Source organism: Rhodococcus huquni (assembly GCF_055231055.1).
The window spans coordinates 319,167-335,649 of record NZ_JBUYWE010000001.1 but is presented as its reverse complement, the minus strand read 5'-3'; the positions used below and the strand labels follow the sequence as shown (position 1 = coordinate 335,649).

Sequence of the window (16,483 nt, the reverse complement as noted above, 5' to 3'; positions counted from 1 at the left end):
ACCGACTCAGGGCAGGGAACTGACGAGCTTCTCGACGTCGACACGGGGTCCGGTGAAGAAGGGGACCTCCTCGCGGACGTGCAGTCGCGCCTCGGTGGCCCTCAGGTCACGCATCAGGTCGACGATGCGGTGAAGTTCGGGCGCCTCGAACGCGAGGATCCACTCGTAGTCGCCGAGCGCGAACGCGGGGACCGTGTTGGCGCGCACGTCCGGGTAGTCACGTGCTTCCTTGCCGTGATCCGCGAGCATCTTCCGACGTTCGTCGTCGGGCAGGAGATACCACTCGTAGGAGCGCACGAACGGGTACACGCAGATGTAGTTGCCGGGCTCTTCGCCCGCGATGAAGGCCGGAATGTGACTCTTGTTGAACTCGGCCGGACGGTGCACGGCGACGTTGCTCCACACCGGCGCGCTCGCACGACCCAGGGCGGTGGTCCGGCGAAAATCTGCGTACGCGGCCTGCAGTGCCTCGATGCTCGCGGAATGATTCCAGAACATGAAGTCCGCATCGGCTCGCAAACCGGCGACGTCGTACAGACCGCGGACGGTCACGCCCTTGTCGGCGAGGCCGTCGAAGAACTCCTTGGCCTCTTTGATCGCCGCCTCGCGGTCGTCGCCGAGAACACCCGGCTCCACCTGGAAGGCAGAGAACATCAGGTAGCGGATTTCCGAATTCAGGGATGCGTAGTCGAGGCGTGCCATGGCCCTATCCTGCCACTCCGGAAAGCAGCCGTGTCACCGCCGTCGTCGCGCTACGAACACAGGCGGGTACTCCCACGCCGTGCAGGATCGCGCCGGCGACCTCCAGTCCGTCCAGACCTGCCAGATCTGCCTCGAGCTTGTCGATCTGCGACGTGTGCCCCGGCCCGTACTGCGGCAGTCCGTCCCGCCATCGGACAACGCCCACGTCGAGCGGTTTCGCGGTGACACCGGCGACGTGTCCGAGATCGCGTCGTGCCGACTCGATCAGTTCGGAGTCCGGCAGATTCACGACCTCGGAGTCTCCGAACCGGCCGAACGAGACGCGGACGGTCTGCACCCCACGCTCGGCCAGGTGCGGCCACTTCCGACTCGACAGCGTGAACGCCTTGGCGGTGAGGTCCTCCCCCGTCGCCACGAGAATTCCCGAGTTCTCCGGCAATACCGCTTCGTCGGAGAAGGCCAACGCCACCACCGCGGACGAGGCCGTCTCGATACCGCCCGCGATCTCCGAGGAAACGGGCGCCACACCTTCCAGCAGTTCGGCGAGACGCGGCGCCGACACGGCGAGAACGACACAGTCCACACGACCCACCGGGTCGAGCGTCCACTGGCCACCCTCGCGCCTAAGCCCGGATGCGCGTCCCTTCACTAACCCGGCCTGCGTGGCGGCGGTCAGCGCCCGCACCAATTCGGCGTAGCCGTCCCGGAACGCCCCGAACACCGGACCCTCGCGCGGCGAAGGCATGGCCTCGGCGACGGCAGCAGACAGAGTCGCGGCGCCGCGATCGAGCGCCTCTGCCAGGGTCGGGAGTGCCGCACGGACTCCGATGGTGTCGGCCGTCCCGGAGTAGACACCGCCGAGCAGCGGATCCACCGAGCGGCGCACGACCTGCTCACCGAAGCGCTCACCCACCAGTTCCGCGACCGAGACATCGGAGCCCGGCTGCCACTCGAACGGCCGATCCGGCTCTGTTGCGATGTACTCCCTGGTCCGCTCGTCGACGAGATCCGCCACCGAATCCGGGTCCGACGGGATTCCCATCAACGTTCGTGCGGGCAGATCGTGAGATCGCCCGCCCGACCAGATCAGCGGGCGCCGCACCCCGGGGTGCACGATTCGACTGCTCAAACCGAGCTCGGTCGCGAGGTCCGGCACTTCCGGACGGCGGACGAGGAACGCCTCGGCGCCCACATCGAGAGGACCACCGGCCAGGTCGGTCGTCCTGAGCTTCCCACCTGGCCTGTCCGAGTCGTCGACGAGAAGGATTTCCGCGTCCCGGCCGAGCTGCTGCCTGAGCCGGTACGCCGATACGAGCCCGGAAATTCCACCTCCGACCACGGCGACCCGAGCCGTCACAAGGAATGCACCAGCTCCACCAGCGCAGTCAGCGCGCCCGGGTCGGTATCCGGCAGCACTCCGTGCCCGAGATTGAAGATGTGTCCGGCCGCGCCCGCCGCGACGGCGCGGTCGCCTTCCGCGACGATTCTGCGTGCCTGCTTCTCGACAGCGTCGGCGCCTGCGAACAGCACTGCCGGATCGAGGTTTCCCTGAAGCGTCTTGCCCGGGCCGACGCGTCGAACTGCTTCGTCGAGCGGAACCCGCCAGTCGACGCCCACCACGTCGGCGCCCGCGTCTCCCATCAGACCGAGCAGCTCACCGGTTCCGACGCCGAAATGGATCCGAGGGACGCCCGCACCCTCGACCTCGGAAAGCACCCGCTCGGAGTGCGGCAGCACGAACTCCCGGTATTCGGCAGCGGTGAGCGCCCCGGCCCACGAATCGAACAGCTGCACCGCGTCGACACCTGCGTGCAATTGCGTCTGCAGGAACGTGATGGTGGTGTCGGCCAGTGCGCCGAGCAGGGCGTGCCACGTCTTGGCGTCCGAGTGCATCAGCGCCTTGGTCCGCTCGTGGTTGCGACTGGGACCGCCCTCCACGAGGTACGACGCCAGCGTGAACGGCGCACCTGCGAAACCGATCAACGGTGTGTCCCCGAGTTCGGCGGTGAGGAGCCGAACTGCCTGCGACACCGCGCCGACCTCGTCCACCTCCAGCCTCGGCAGCGCGGAAACGTCGGCGACGCTGCGGATCGGGTCGGCAACCACTGGGCCTGTGCCGGGAACGATGTCCAGGTCGATTCCCGAGGCTTTGAGGGGAACCACGATGTCGGAGAAAAGAATCGCGGCGTCGACGTCATGGCGCCGGACCGGCTGCATCGTGATCTCACAGACGAGGGCCGGATCGAAACAGGACTCGAGCATCCCGATACCCGACCTGATCTCGCGGTACTCCGGCAGCGATCGTCCCGCCTGACGCATGAACCACACCGGCCGACGCGCCGGCGTACGGCCTGTCGCTGCAGCCAGCAAAGGCGCGTCCGGCAACACTCGCCGAGCAGCGTAATCCGCCCGTTCGGTCATTCCTGCGTTCGTACTCTCCATACCGCTCATCGGTTCCCGCGCTCCTACCGGCTAGTTTCGACCGCCTCTCATGCTGCCATGTCCGGAACCCGGCTCGGGCCACACACCTGTGCGAGGCGATGGGGCGACATCGGCGCGCCTCCTTCACCCTGTCCGAATTGGGGTCTACCGTCCGAAAACGTGACGTCTTCCGGATCTGCTGTAGCCCCTGCAGAGTTCCGCGCCGCCGTCGATTCGATGGGCGCGGCGCGGGTACGTGGTGACATCGAGCTCGGGCCGATCCGCCCGCCGCAGCGATTGGCGCCGTACAGCTATGCCGTCGGCGCCGAGGTGACTCACGACGAGTCCGCCGACGTACCCGAGCAGTCGGAAGGTGATGCGTTCGGGCGTCTGATCCTGCTCCACGACCCCGAGGGTGACGACGCCTGGAACGGCACCATGCGGTTGGTCGCCTACATCCAGGCCGATCTCGACGCCTCCGTCGCCGGCGACCCACTCTTGCCCGAGGTGGCCTGGAGTTGGTTGGTCGACGCGCTCGAGGCCCAGACCGAGCCCATCACGGCGCTCGGTGGAACCGTGACCGCGACCAGTTCGGTGCGGTACGGCGACATCGCGGGGCCGCCGCGCGCACACCAACTGGAGCTGCGCGCCTCCTGGACTGCGACATCCTCCGACCTTGCCGGTCATGTCGAAGCATTCTGCGAGGTGCTCGCCTACGCAGCGGGCCTGCCACCGGTCGGAGTCACCGCGCTACACGGTCTCGGAGACTGACGCTCCACCCACCGCCCGCTCGTCGCGGGTGCGGTATGCCCACTCGAGAAACCGCCCCACCGCCTGCACCACGGCCGCGCTGCGAATCGACGGAAACACGTCGAACGCGTGCTGGGCGCCGCGCAGTTCCGCATATGCGACAGGGTTGTCCGACACCTCCCGCAGTTCGTTCACGAACACGCGCGCCTCGGCCACGGGAATGAACGAGTCGGCGCGTCCGTGGATCACGAAGAACGGTGGCGCATCGGAACGCAGATGCGCCAGTGGGGACGCGGCCCGGTAGTCCTCGGGAAACTTCGCATTCTTACCGAGGAGCATGGGCATGAGTCCGGACTTCACCCGCTGCAGGACCGGCTTGATGCCGGTGTCCCCCGCGATGTCGTAGACGCCGTAGTGCGGAACGCAGGCCTGCACCGCGGTCGACGTGTTCTCGAACCCGGGCTGCAACTCGGGGGCGTCGGCCGTGAGTCCCAGCATCGCCGTGAGATGTCCACCCGCCGATCCGCCCGTCACAGCGACGAAGTCCGGGTCGCCGCCGTATCTGCCGATGTTCTCCCGAACCCACGCCAGCGCCTGCTTCGCTGCGATCAGGTGGGCAGGCCAGATCGCCCGCGGCGACAACGGATAATTGATCGATACACACACCCACCCTCGGGACGCCATTTCGAGCATCAACGGGATGCCCTGCTGGTCCTTGTTGCCGATCACCCAACCGCCGCCGTGAATCTGGAACAGCACGGGTGCGTCGGACGGGACGTCGTCACGGTGGTAGATGTTCAACCGGAATCGTCGGCCGCCGGGTGCATATCGAAGGTCCCGTACACGCGTGACCCCCTTGCGACGCATCCAGAACGGATCGTAGATCCGCCGCCACGCAGGCACTCCCGCAGAAGCGATCTTGCCGTCACGTTCCGCGTAGTCGTCGCCCAATTCCTCGCGCAATGCCGATTCGCATTCGTGCGCCGCCCCTCGGCCCGTCGCAATCACGCTGCTCAATGTGGCGATCGCTGCCGCAGACAACGCCAGGCCCAGCTTGTCGCTCCGCGATCGAAGGCCGTGCCGTGCGACGTGTACGGCGCTGTCCGTTGCGGTCAGCGCCAGCAACTGAGGTGCAAGCTCCGCGGTGAGCCACCCCGACATGAACACGGGCACCGACAGCGGCATCCCGGGGACGGGACGCACGGCATTGGCAGCGAGAACCGCACTCGCAGCCTGCCTGAGCACGAAAGATCGAGTCATGTGAGACACTCCATTCCTGATCGAAAACTCCATTTCGACATTCCGTTGCACGCAATACTAGAACATGTTCTAGTATTGCGTCATGCAGCGTCTCAGCGGCCTCGATGCCTCATTCCTCTACCTGGAAACTTCCACGCAACTCCTTCACGTCTGCGGGCTCATCGAACTCGACGGGTCGACGGTCCCCGGTGGGTACGAGTTCGAGAAGTTGAAGGCCGAACTGGCCGCCAGAACGAAGGCGATGCCCGGATTCCGTCGCAAGCTACAGGACTCGCGCTTCAATCTGGATCACCCGGTGTGGGTGGAGGACTCGGATTTCGACATCGACCGGCACTGCCACCTCGTCGCAGTGCCGGCTCCGGGTGGGCGCGACGCATTGGCAGACCTCTGCGGCCACATCGCCAGTCAGCCGCTCGATCGTTCTCGGCCGCTGTGGGAGATGTGGATCATCGAAGGACTCGACAACGGACGGGTCGCCGTCATGTCCAAGATGCATCATGCGGGGGTCGACGGCGTGACCGGCGCCAACATGATGTCCGAGCTCTGCGGCCTCGAACCCGATGCGCCACGGCGTGACCCGGCGACGATCCCCGAGGGAGCGGGTAAGGCCAGCAGTGTGGAGATCGCAGTCGGCGGATTACTCAAGGTGGCGGCCCGCCCGGCCAGATTGGCCCGCCTGGTGCCGGACAGTCTGGCAGTCCTCCCCGAATGGATCGGCCGAGCCCGCCAGGGCCAGGCGATGCCGGCACCGTTCACCGCTCCGCGAACATCACTGAACGGCACGATCACCGGCCACCGAAAGATCGCGTACACGACGCTCGACCTCGAGAAGGTCAAAGAGGTGAAGAACGCATTCGGCGTGAAGGTCAACGACGTGGTGCTCGCACTGTGCGCCGGCGCCCTGCGCGAGTATCTCGACGGTCGTGGCGAACTCCCCGACAAGTCGCTCGTTGCGATGGTGCCCGTGTCGGTCCACGACAAGTCCGATCGCCCCGGAACCAACCAGGTGTCCGGGATGTTCACCGAGCTGGCCACCCAGATCTCCGATCCCGCCGAACGGCTCCGCACGATCGGCGAGCGAAACCCGATCGTCAAGAGTCACAACGAGGCCCTCGGCGCGAACCTTCTGCAGGACTGGTCGCAGTTTGCTGCGCCGGCGGTGTTCGGTGCTGCGATGCGGGTCTACGCACGACTCCGACTCGCGGAACGCCACCCTGTCGTCCACAATCTCGTGATCTCGAACATCCCCGGCCCGCCGGTCCCGCTGTACTTCCTGGGCGCGCTGATCACGGGAATGTTCCCGTTGGGCCCCGTCTTTCACGGTGCCGGACTCAACATCACGGTGATGTCGCTTGACGGAAAACTCGACGTCGGACTGGTCAGCTGCAGCGAACTTGCGCCCGAGCTGTGGGACCTCGCGGACGCCTTCCCTACGGCTCTCGACGAGCTTCTCGAGGCCGCACGCGCGCAAGCACCGAAGTAGTCGCGGCCGACAGACCTTCGGTGAACTGCTGAGCCTGCATCACACACGACGAGTGCCCGCCGTCGATCTCGTAGGTGGCGGCCCCGGCGATCTGCCGGGCCAACCACCGTTGACGGCGGGGCGGGATCACCCGGTCACGAGTCGGCACGACCACCGCGGTGGGTACGTCGATGTCCCCCACCCAATGCGTCGAGTCGAACTTCCCGATCTCGGCGATGGCGCGGCCCATGGCGCCGTAGCTCGTCGAAGTGAACTCGCGCAGCGCCCACAGCCGATCACTCTCGGTTCGAGTCGGCTCCGGAATCGGGCCCGCCTTGGGACGCAGTGCGCCCATACCCACGTTGATGGTTGCCATCGCCATCTTCTCCCGCGATGCCCGTTGAAAGTGCGCCGTGGCCGCACACAGGACCAGTCCCTCGACGCGATCGCGATGACGTTTCCAGACGAGCTGGGCCACTATCGAGCCCATCGAATAGCCGACCGGAACGAAGCGATCGATGCCGAGTACGTCGGCGAGGGCGACGACATCGTCCGCACAGTCGTCGAGTTCGAAGCGCGGGGACCGAATACCCCTGCCGTGCCAGCGCTGATCGAGAACGACTACGCGACCCTTGCTTGCGAGCTCGGCTATGGACGGATACCAAGTGAGCATTCCGGTGCAGGCCAAGGCGTGAAGCAGGATGAACGTGGGGCCCTCCGACGGCCCCGTGTCCACGACGAAGGTGCTGCCCCGCCCGGGTATCTCGATCGTTCGACCTGCGGGAAGTTCACGAACGGGCGCAACGGATGCGAGTTTCATCTTGTTCCTCGGTGGAGCCTGATCCAGGACAAACAACGCCCAATTAGAACATGTTTCAACAATTCTGCAACCTGTTCCAGTCCGAGTGGGGATTCGGTTCATCGAAGGATCACGAACGGACGTAGAGTCGATGACCATGTCCGATGTCACCGACGGCGAAGACGATCGTCCCGTAGTTCCGCTTCTCGCCCCACGGGACGGAGTTCCCGACGTGGTCACCACGGCGGAAGGTGTGGTCAAGGCTGCCGCGGCCCTGGCAGCCGGTGACGGCCCCCTCGCCGTCGACGCCGAGCGCGCCTCGGGATTTCGCTATTCCGCCCGCGCATATCTGGTTCAGCTACGCAGGAACGGCTCCGGGACGGTCCTTCTCGACCCCATCCCCACCAGTGAGGATCTCGCTGCCCTCGCCGCCGCGATCAACCCCCTCGAGTGGATTCTGCACTCGGCAGACCAGGATCTCCCCGGCCTCGCGGAACTAGGTCTCGAACCGGACCGCCTCTACGACACGGAGTTGGCCGGCCGATTGGCAGGCTTCGACCGGGTCGGCCTCGCCGCCATCGTCGAGCGCACGCTCGGATTCGAACTTCGCAAGGGCCACGGGGCAGCGGACTGGTCCACCAGACCGTTACCCGAGTCATGGCTCAACTACGCAGCTTTGGACGTCGAGGTTCTCGTGGAGTTGCGTGCCGAGATGGCGGCGGAACTCGAACGTCAGGGCAAGACGGAGTGGGCGGCCCAAGAGTTCGAGCACATCCGGCTCGCCGGTCCACCGAAACCGAAACCCGACCGCTGGCGCCGACTCTCACACGTCACCACCTTGAACAACACGCGGCAGCTGGCCGTTGCCCGGTCGCTGTGGCAAGCCCGTGAGGATCTCGCCCGCAAGAGAGATGTCTCCCCCAATCGCGTGCTTCCGGATTCGGCGATAATCGCCGCGGCGCACGAAATCCCGGTCACGATCGAGAAACTGCGCGCACTGCCGGTCTTCGGCGGGCCGCGTCAGCGCCGACATTCCCGACACTGGCTGCAGGCCATCGAGTTCGCTCGCGCACTTCCGGAGGAGGAGCTACCGACGAAGCGCCCAGTCACCACAGGCCCGCCGCCCGCGAACAAGTGGGCACGGGTCGACCCCGAGGCCGCCGAACGCCTCACTGCCGCGCGGGCGGCACTGACCGACCTCGGCGAGCAGGTTTCGGTACCGGTGGAAAACCTCCTCACCCCGGAGCTGGTCCGCCGCCTCTGCTGGGAGTGGTCACCTGTGGAGCCGGACCGCATCGAGTCCGTCGTGGACGAGACCCTCACCGCGGCCGGCGCCCGCCCCTGGCAACGAACGCTGACGGTCCCGGTGCTGAGCGCTGCACTCCGACCGGAGTAGCGGAGTGGGCTTCGTCTCCTGATGGGAGCGGCGAGTTGCTGCTCGGACAGGCATCACGACGGTTAAGTTACCCACGGGTAACGCAAGGAGTAGTCTGAGCCGCGAGGCCGGACGCCTGGCCGTGATCCGGAACCAAACAGCTCCATCAGGAGGAATTCGCGTGGCTTCATCCACCCAACGCAACGTCGTTTTCGTCGACGGCATCCGCACCCCGTTCGGCAAAGCCGGACCGAAGGGCATGTACGCCGAGACTCGTGCGGACGACCTCGTCGTCAAGACCATCCGCGAACTGCTGCGCCGTAACCCGCAGCTCGACCCCGCTCGTATCGACGAGGTCGCTATCGCCGCCACCACTCAGACCGGCGACCAGGGTCTGACCATCGGACGCACCGCCGGAATCCTTGCCGGCCTGCCCGAGACGGTCCCCGGATTCGCCATCGACCGCATGTGTGCCGGCGCGATGACCGCCGTCACCACCACCGGATCCGGCATCGGTTTCGGTCAGTACGACGTCGTGATCGCCGGCGGTGTCGAGCACATGGGTCATCACCCGATGGGTGAGGGCGCAGACCCGAACCCCCGTTTCCTCGCGGACCGGCTCGTCGATCAGAGCGCTCTGGTCATGGGTAACACCGCCGAGAACCTGCACGACCGGTTCCCGAGCATCACCAAGGAGCGCACCGACGCCTACGCGGTGAACAGTCAGAACAAGTACGACGCAGCGAAGAAGGCCGGCCACATCGCCGACACCCTCGTCCCCGTCGCCACCCGTTCGGACGCCGGCTGGGGCCTCGCCACCGAGGACGAGCCGCCTCGCCCCGGCACGACCCTAGAGAATCTTGCGGGCCTCAAGACGCCGTTCCGCCCCGCAGGTCGCATCACGGCAGGCAACGCCGCCGGCCTCAACGACGGCGCGACCGCCGCCATCCTCGCGGGTGAGGACACCGCCAAGGAGCTCGACCTTCCCGTCGGCATGCGCATGGTCGGATTCGCCTACCAGGGCGTCGACCCGGCGATCATGGGCTACGGCCCCGTCCCGGCCACCGAGAAGCTGCTCGCTCGCACCGGCCTGAAGATCGAGGACATCGGACTTTTCGAGCTCAACGAGGCGTTCGCCGTGCAGGTCATCGCATTCCTCGAGCACTACGGAATCGCCGACGACGACGAGCGCGTCAACCAGTGGGGCGGCGCCATCGCGTGCGGCCACCCGCTCGCTTCCTCGGGCGTCCGCCTGATGACCCAGCTGTCCCGCCAGTTCGCGCAGCGTCCCGACGTCCGCTACGGCCTGACCAGCATGTGCATCGGTCTCGGCATGGGCGGCAGCGTCATCTGGGAGAACCCGAACCACGCCGACTACAACTCGGGAGCCAAGTAATCATGTCCGACATCGCCAATGCATTCACCGACGAAGTGGTGACCAACGCGTACACCAAGCTCGTCTCCGTTCCGGGAATCGACGGCCAGGTCGCACTGGTCACCCTCGACAACGGGTTCGATCACACCAAGCCGTCGTCCTTCGGCCCCGGCGGACTCGAGTCGCTGAACGCGGCACTCGACGAGGCTTTCGACGCGAAGCCGACCGCCATCGCGATCACCGGTAAGCCGTTCATCTTCGCTGCGGGCGCCGACCTCAAGGGTGTCCCCAGCATCACGGCCCGCGAGCAGGGCCTCGAGCTCGGGCAGCTGGGCCACAAGGTGTTCCGCCGTCTGCGTGAGTCCACCATCCCGACGTTCGCATTCGTCAACGGTGTGGCCCTCGGCGGTGGCCTCGAGGTCGCGCTGCACAGCCACTACCGCACCGTCTCCTCGAGCGCCGGCGCTCTCGGCCTGCCCGAGGCCTTCCTCGGTCTGGTGCCCGGCTGGGGTGGAACGCAGCTGCTGCCCAACCTGATCGGCGCCTCGAACGCGGTCACCGTGGTTCTCGAGAACGCACTGAACCAGAACAAGACACTCAACCCGAAGAAGGCCCTCGAGCTCGGTGTCGTCGACGCCGTGTTCGGTTCCGCCGACTTCCTCGAGCAGTCTTTCGCCTGGGCAGCCAAGGTTCTTGCCGGTGAGATCACTCCCGAACGCCCCGAGATCGACAAGGGCCAGGCGTGGGACGATGCCATCGCCCGCGCCAAGGCTGTTGTCGACGGCAAGACGAAGAACTACGCACCCGGCGCCGTGAAGGCCGTCGAGCTGCTCGAACTGGCCAAGGGCACGGACCTTACGGATCCGGCGTCGTTGGACAAGGGATTCGCAGCAGAGGATGCGGCTCTCGCCGACCTTCTGCTCACCGACGAACTGCGTGCCGGTCTGTACGCATTCGATCTGGTGAACAAGCGTGCGAAGCGTCCTGCCGGGGCTCCGGACAAGTCGCTGGCCCGCAAGATCACCGGTGTCGGCATCGTGGGCGCCGGTCTGATGGCGAGCCAGCTCGCGATGCTGTTCGTGCGCCAGCTGAAGGTGCCGGTGATCCTCACCGACATCGATCAGGAGCGCATCGACAAGGGTGTCGGATACGTCCACAGCGAGATCGACAAGCTGCAGGGCAAGGGCCGCCTCTCCCCCGACGCCGCGAACCGTCTCAAGGGCCTGGTGTCCGGCTCGCTGGACAAGTCCGCCTTCGCGAAGACCGACTTCGTCATCGAGGCCGTCTTCGAGAACCTGGACCTGAAGAAGAAGATCTTCGCCGAGCTCGAGGAGTTCATCGCCCCGGAGACGATCCTCGCGACCAACACCTCCTCGCTGTCGATCACGAAGATGGCTGCGGATCTGAAGCACCCGGAGCGGGTCGTCGGCTTCCACTTCTTCAACCCCGTGGCCGTTCTTCCCCTCCTCGAGGTCATCAAGGGCGAGAAGACCGACGATGCAACCCTGGCAACGGCTTTCGCCACCGCCAAGGCACTCAAGAAGTCGGCCGTGGGTTCTGCGGATCTGCCCGGCTTCGTGTTCAACCGTCTCCTGATTCGCACCCTGGGCGAGGTCATGAACGCAGTGGACGAGGGCACCCCGTTCGAGGTCGCCGACAACGCGATCGCCGAACTCGGCATGCCGATGACGCCGTTCACGCTGCTCGGTCTGGTGGGCCCGGCCGTCGCACTGCACACCGGTGAGACGCTGGCCGAGGCGTACCCGGAGCGGTTCCACAACTCCCCCGGACTCGAGGCTCTCGTCGAGGCCAAGAAGTCCGCGGTATGGAGCTGGGACAGCGGCAAGCAGGAAGTCGACCCCGAGGTCGCGTCGCTGTGGAAGCAGGGCGACAAGGCGTCGACAGCCGAGGAAGTCCTCGAGCGCACGCGTCGCGCATTCGCTCAGGAGATCCAGATCATGCTCGACGAAGGCGTGGTTGCGGCAGCCGAGGACATCGATCTCTGCCTCATCCTCGGCGGCGGGTTCGGATTCTGGAACGGTGGCATCACCCCGTACCTGGATCGCACCGGCACCTCCGAGGCGGTCAACGGTAAGCGCTTCCTCGAGCCTGGCATTGCCAGCGTGAAGTAAGCCCCCCCCCTTCCCACCCCCGACGAATGTCACACACGTTCAGTTCGATCGAACGGGTGTGACATTCGTCGTTTCGGGGTAGGCCGTTCACGTGCGAACCGAATGTTCGGCGTGGGGGTGAGCAATGGGAAGCGACGATCACTCTGCCGTCCCGACCGGTGGCGTCGACGGCTACAGGTCCCGTCTTCAACCGGGTGAGGACACCATCGATCGAGCCGTCTGGGCGGGCGGAATCCCCGAGACCCGGGCAATTTCGCCTCGAGTCCGGGTCGGACACAACAGATGGTTCGACCTGCTGTGGCTGATTCCGATCGGATTCGTGCTGCTCATCATTGCGGTGGCGGTCGCGAAGGGGCTGAGCGATTCACCGTCGATGCAAGACTTCATGCAACGTCACCCGGGTGATGTCACCTCGGACGCCCCAGTCGGCCTACCTGCCTGGTTGGCGTGGCAGCACTTCTTCAACCTCTTCCTGATGATGTTCATGATCCGGGCGGGGCTCCAGATTCTGGCCGATCACCCGCGGCTGTACTGGACTCGAAACAGCACGCCGGGCAAGGAATGGTTTCGGATATCGAAGCCGGTTCCCGAGGACCCCATGTGGACGGCCAAGGAAGATTCGGTCGGTTTGCCACGCCAGTTCGGTCTTCCCGGGATTCGGCACTCGATCGGGCTCGCTCGATGGTGGCATCTGGGTCTCGACACCCTGTGGCTACTCAACGGCGTCGTCTTCTACATCCTGCTGTTCTCCACGGGTCAGTGGCGACGGATCGTCCCCACGAGCTGGGATGTGATTCCAGGTTCGATCACGGTGCTGATCCAGTATCTGTCGCTGAACTGGCCGACCGCCGACGGCTGGGTCGCGTACAACAGTCTCCAATTGCTCACGTACTTCTTCACTGTCTTCGTCGCCGCGCCCGCTGCCGTACTCACCGGGCTGGGAATGTCGCCGGCACTGTCCACCCGCTTCCGATTCGTGAGCAGGTATCTGAGCATTCAGACTGCGCGATCGTTGCACTTTCTCGTGCTGCTCTGGTTTCTGCTTTTCATCGTCATCCACGTCACTCTGGTCGTCACCACGGGGGCACTTCGGAACCTCAACCACATGTTCGCCGGCCGAGACGACGACAGCTGGATCGGATTCGTCGTCTTCTCGATCGCCTTGCTCCTCGTCACCGTATGTTGGGTGGCCGCGACACCGTTCACTCTTCGTCACCCACGAATCGTCCAGCGTGTAGGTTTCGCCCTGATCGGGCCCGCCCAGCGGCTGTTCGAGCATGTGGACGCCACCCCCGGCGAATACACCGAGAAGGACATCTCGCCGTACTTCTGGCACAACGGGACGTATCCCGACACACCGGAGTACGAGGCATTGCAGGAGAACGATTTCCGGGACTACCGACTGAAGGTGGGCGGCCTGGTGACCAATCCGGTCTCCTTGTCACTCGAGGAGATTCACCGACTCCCCGTCCACGAGCAGATAACCCAGCACTTCTGCATCCAAGGCTGGTCCGGAGTTGCGAAGTGGAAAGGCGTTTCGCTGGGAACACTTCTCGACCTGGTCCAGCCGAAACCGGAAGCGAAGTGGGTCGTGTTCTACTCGCTCGCGGAGGGTTCCGACGGCGGGGCCTACTACGACGCGCATCCGATCGAACAGATGCGCCATCACCTCGTCATGCTCGCCTACGACATGAACGATGCACCGCTCACCTACGGACACGGCGCCCCCATCCGGCTACGCAACGAGAACCAACTCGGCTTCAAACAGGTGAAATGGATAGGCGGCATCGAGTTCGTTTCCGACTTCGCCGAAGTGGGCGGTGGTTTCGGTGGCTACAACGAAGACCACGAGTTCTTCGGGTACCGCCAGTCCATCTGAGAATCTTTGAGTCCCTGCGGACGTGGCCGATCGGCCGCCCCGGTCCGCTCGAGGATGCATAATCCGACGAAGCTGTCGTGCCGGGAAGTCGAGGGGGAACAATGAGGCGTGTCGCCGATCTACTCGAAAGAACGTCGGTTTACGCGCTGTGCGTCGCGCTCAGCGTGGTCGTGCTTTCGAGTGCGAACACGATCGCAGCTGCCGACGTCGGTCCAGGCGCCGGCTCCAGTGCGGGAGATTCACATCCGCTCGATTGCGTACCTGCGATCGGGACCAACCAGATCGTCGTGCCGCTGCCGGGACTGCTCCTCCCGTTGCCGAGCGTCAAAGGTTTGTCCGAATTCGAGGATCTTCCGTCTGCACCGAGCGGAATCGACCTACCGACGTCGGTCGACCTCCGCGACACCACTCAAGGTTTCAACGACTACGCCGAGTTCGCCTTGCGTGACGGTTCCATCTACACCCGGCCGCGGGAGTCGGGCGATCACTGGGGGAAAGTGCACACCCCGGGTTGTCTGGACGGTCGGATAGCGGCGATATCCGTCGACAGCAATATGCTCGTCGCTCTCGATCACGACGGTTGGATCTATTCGCTCGACAATCTGCTTTCCGGCCCGATGCTGTGGAACTGGACGCGTTCGTTCGGCGCACCCATCTGGCTGTGGCCGGGCGTGACCGTTCCCAGCGGCGCGGCGGCACCTGACAAGTGGGCGCTGAGCCACCGAATCTCGAGTAGCTTCACCGACGCGGAAGGGCATGTGCATCCGACTACGGCAGGCCTGGTCCAATTGGTGAGCCTGGCGGGCGACGGATCGCGGATCGTGTTTCAGGACCCGTGGCTACCGGCCGATCACAGCTACGAGATCGGCGGCCCGTTGGACGGCCGCTTCATCTCCGAATCGATATCCGGATCCGGGTCGGTCACGTTCGTGACCAACCGCTACGGCGATATGTACACGCGCAAGTACGACCTCGACATCGCCGGCGCCAACCACATTCCTGGGCGCTACACCTGGCAGACGCAGGGCGACAAACCCTCGGCGCCCAACCAACTGATCGAACGCGTCGATCCGCAGTACGCCGCGATTTCTCTGCCCGCCGAGGGGTGGCAGCACCAGCCGAAAGTTCCAGGCGAGATCACGTCCCGCATCTCGATCAGCCAGACAGGTCCCGCCGTCGAGGACCGAGTATTGCGTGTCGAGGGTCGCAACAGTGGCCAGAACGGATACTGGCACAAGGCAATCGCCGACGATGCGTGGGACTTCACGGCCACGCAGCGGCCGCTACAGCAGCCCGTACTCGCCGAAGTAGATCCGACCAGGGACCAATCGTCGCTGACGTTGGCGCCGCAAAGCGCACTCTCCTACGAAGGCTCCATGCCCGGAGGTTGGACGGCTCGTACCGAGGACTTCGACTGGGCACAGACCCAGCACGACGTCACACTCGCCTCTCCTTCGGGCCGGGAATACGCGGTACAGCTGTCCACCACTGACGCACTGCGTCTGATCGCCCGCGAAGACGGCCTGACCGACCAGCCACGGGGTCTCGAAGGTGCACTGAACCTCCGCGGCGCCGACCCGTGGAATCCGCAAAACTCCGAGCTCGCCGACTTCATCCGGGAGCACCTGGACGGCAAGGACATCTACGAGGTCAGTGTGCAGGCCACGACGGACCGCCTGGAGATCGCCCCCCAGGGCGTCATTCCCCGCCAACTCGGCGTGTGGAACCGCAAGTAGTCGAGTTCAGCTACTCGAACCTGCCGACGCCACAACCCGCCCGATCAACAACGCGGCCGCGCGATCGGTTCGCCGAACGTCGTCGGTGATCAGCCGGTCCAGCAACAACCCTCTGAATGCGGCAGATGCGACCGTGGCTTCGGTTCGGGCATCCTCGTCACGCAGACCACAGCGGTGCAGAGCGGACGCCAAAGAACCCAACAGCAACTCGATCGCCTCGTCGACGAATCCGACGAACGGCCCGGACCTACCTGCCGCGACACCCATGGCCTGCAACAAGATGCGCGTGCTCAGCACGTCGGAACCCGTCGTCATCGACGCCCACAGCCCGTACAAAGCATCCGACAGTGCCTTGGAGTCGCGGACTTCGTCGAACACTGCGCCGAATCGGGGTTGCTGGGTGAACAGCGCCTGCACCAAGAGTTCTTCCTTGGTCCCGAAGTAGTGCACGAGCATCCGCGAGCTCGTGTTCAGTTCGGCCGCGAGCGGACGCAGTGACACATTCGCCAAGCCGTACTTGTCGATGAATTCGACGACGCCGACAAGTATTTCTTCGCGTCGTGCACGATCCAGTGGTCTTGGCATGCAGTTG

Annotated in this window: 13 protein-coding genes; 7 read left to right on the top strand and 6 right to left on the bottom strand. The window is 65.2% G+C overall.

The features are described 5' to 3' along the window. Positions 1-6: 6 nt before the first annotated feature. From hemQ to hemE, 3 genes are read right to left on the bottom strand one after another with little or no spacing between them, the layout of a single operon-like run. A complete protein-coding gene (gene hemQ / locus ACZI8R_RS01595) occupies positions 7-702 on the bottom strand; it encodes a hydrogen peroxide-dependent heme synthase (protein ID WP_463377800.1) in 696 nt (231 codons plus the stop codon). A 4-nt stretch (positions 703-706) separates the two neighbouring features. Next, positions 707-2,059, bottom strand: a complete 1,353-nt coding sequence (locus ACZI8R_RS01590) for a protoporphyrinogen oxidase (RefSeq protein ID WP_463377799.1) — start codon at positions 2,057-2,059, stop codon at positions 707-709. After that, on the bottom strand, positions 2,056-3,123 hold the full coding sequence (gene hemE, locus ACZI8R_RS01585) for a uroporphyrinogen decarboxylase (protein ID WP_463378194.1): 1,068 nt from the start codon (positions 3,121-3,123) through the stop codon (positions 2,056-2,058). Before hemE ends, ACZI8R_RS01590 begins: the two co-directional genes overlap by 4 nt. 180 nt (positions 3,124-3,303) lie before the next feature. On the opposite strand from hemE, the gene ACZI8R_RS01580 reads away from it, so the two are divergent. Continuing rightward, positions 3,304-3,894, top strand: a complete 591-nt coding sequence (locus tag ACZI8R_RS01580; protein WP_463377798.1) for a DUF3000 domain-containing protein — start codon at positions 3,304-3,306, stop codon at positions 3,892-3,894. Here ACZI8R_RS01580 and ACZI8R_RS01575 read toward each other — a convergent pair. Next, positions 3,874-5,133: an alpha/beta hydrolase fold domain-containing protein gene (locus ACZI8R_RS01575; protein ID WP_463377797.1), complete on the bottom strand. Its 1,260-nt coding sequence runs from the start codon at positions 5,131-5,133 to the stop codon at positions 3,874-3,876. The genes ACZI8R_RS01580 and ACZI8R_RS01575 overlap by 21 nt on opposite strands. Positions 5,134-5,215: 82 nt before the next feature. On the opposite strand from ACZI8R_RS01575, the gene ACZI8R_RS01570 reads away from it, so the two are divergent. Continuing rightward, on the top strand, positions 5,216-6,616 hold the full coding sequence (locus tag ACZI8R_RS01570; RefSeq protein ID WP_463377796.1) for a WS/DGAT/MGAT family O-acyltransferase: 1,401 nt from the start codon (positions 5,216-5,218) through the stop codon (positions 6,614-6,616). On the opposite strand, the gene ACZI8R_RS01565 is transcribed toward ACZI8R_RS01570, so the two are convergent. Beyond that, positions 6,564-7,415 (bottom strand): alpha/beta fold hydrolase, encoded by an 852-nt coding sequence (locus ACZI8R_RS01565; RefSeq protein WP_463377795.1) that lies wholly within the window; start codon positions 7,413-7,415, stop codon positions 6,564-6,566. The genes ACZI8R_RS01570 and ACZI8R_RS01565 overlap by 53 nt on opposite strands. A gap of 136 nt (positions 7,416-7,551) precedes the next feature. On the opposite strand from ACZI8R_RS01565, the gene ACZI8R_RS01560 reads away from it, so the two are divergent. The 5 genes from ACZI8R_RS01560 to ACZI8R_RS01540 all read left to right on the top strand — a co-directional run bounded on the left by ACZI8R_RS01560 (position 7,552) and on the right by ACZI8R_RS01540 (position 15,891). Then, positions 7,552-8,790, top strand: a complete 1,239-nt coding sequence (locus ACZI8R_RS01560) for an HRDC domain-containing protein (RefSeq protein WP_463377794.1) — start codon at positions 7,552-7,554, stop codon at positions 8,788-8,790. A 160-nt stretch (positions 8,791-8,950) separates the two neighbouring features. After that, the gene (locus tag ACZI8R_RS01555) at positions 8,951-10,165 is read left to right on the top strand and encodes a thiolase family protein (RefSeq protein WP_463377793.1); all 1,215 of its coding nucleotides are present in this window, start codon (positions 8,951-8,953) and stop codon (positions 10,163-10,165) included. Positions 10,166-10,167: 2 nt separating this feature from the next. Continuing rightward, the gene (locus ACZI8R_RS01550) at positions 10,168-12,276 is read left to right on the top strand and encodes a 3-hydroxyacyl-CoA dehydrogenase NAD-binding domain-containing protein (protein ID WP_463377792.1); all 2,109 of its coding nucleotides are present in this window, start codon (positions 10,168-10,170) and stop codon (positions 12,274-12,276) included. Between the two features lie 124 nt (positions 12,277-12,400). Beyond that, the gene (locus ACZI8R_RS01545) at positions 12,401-14,155 is read left to right on the top strand and encodes a molybdopterin-dependent oxidoreductase (RefSeq protein WP_463377791.1); all 1,755 of its coding nucleotides are present in this window, start codon (positions 12,401-12,403) and stop codon (positions 14,153-14,155) included. Between the two features lie 101 nt (positions 14,156-14,256). After that, a complete protein-coding gene (locus ACZI8R_RS01540; protein ID WP_463377790.1) occupies positions 14,257-15,891 on the top strand; it encodes a hypothetical protein in 1,635 nt (544 codons plus the stop codon). A gap of 6 nt (positions 15,892-15,897) precedes the next feature. Here the strand turns inward: ACZI8R_RS01540 and ACZI8R_RS01535 are convergent, their stop codons facing one another. Next, entirely contained in the window at positions 15,898-16,476 is a 579-nt protein-coding gene (locus ACZI8R_RS01535) for a TetR family transcriptional regulator (RefSeq protein ID WP_463377789.1), read from the bottom strand. Between the last annotated feature and the right edge of the window lie 7 nt (positions 16,477-16,483).

Bases quoted from the DNA above. Each gene is read 5' to 3' on its own strand.
- hemQ (WP_463377800.1), bottom strand. From the start codon at position 702: ATGGCACGCCTCGACTACGCATCCCTGAATTCGGAAATCCGCTACCTG.
- hemE (WP_463378194.1), bottom strand. From the start codon at position 3,123: ATGACCGAACGGGCGGATTACGCTGCTCGGCGAGTGTTGCCGGACGCG.
- ACZI8R_RS01575 (WP_463377797.1), bottom strand. From the start codon at position 5,133: ATGACTCGATCTTTCGTGCTCAGGCAGGCTGCGAGTGCGGTTCTCGCT.
- ACZI8R_RS01570 (WP_463377796.1), top strand. From the start codon at position 5,216: ATGCAGCGTCTCAGCGGCCTCGATGCCTCATTCCTCTACCTGGAAACT.
- ACZI8R_RS01565 (WP_463377795.1), bottom strand. From the start codon at position 7,415: ATGAAACTCGCATCCGTTGCGCCCGTTCGTGAACTTCCCGCAGGTCGA.
- ACZI8R_RS01560 (WP_463377794.1), top strand. From the start codon at position 7,552: ATGTCCGATGTCACCGACGGCGAAGACGATCGTCCCGTAGTTCCGCTT.
- ACZI8R_RS01550 (WP_463377792.1), top strand. From the start codon at position 10,168: ATGTCCGACATCGCCAATGCATTCACCGACGAAGTGGTGACCAACGCG.
- ACZI8R_RS01545 (WP_463377791.1), top strand. From the start codon at position 12,401: ATGGGAAGCGACGATCACTCTGCCGTCCCGACCGGTGGCGTCGACGGC.
- ACZI8R_RS01540 (WP_463377790.1), top strand. From the start codon at position 14,257: ATGAGGCGTGTCGCCGATCTACTCGAAAGAACGTCGGTTTACGCGCTG.
- ACZI8R_RS01535 (WP_463377789.1), bottom strand. From the start codon at position 16,476: ATGCCAAGACCACTGGATCGTGCACGACGCGAAGAAATACTTGTCGGC.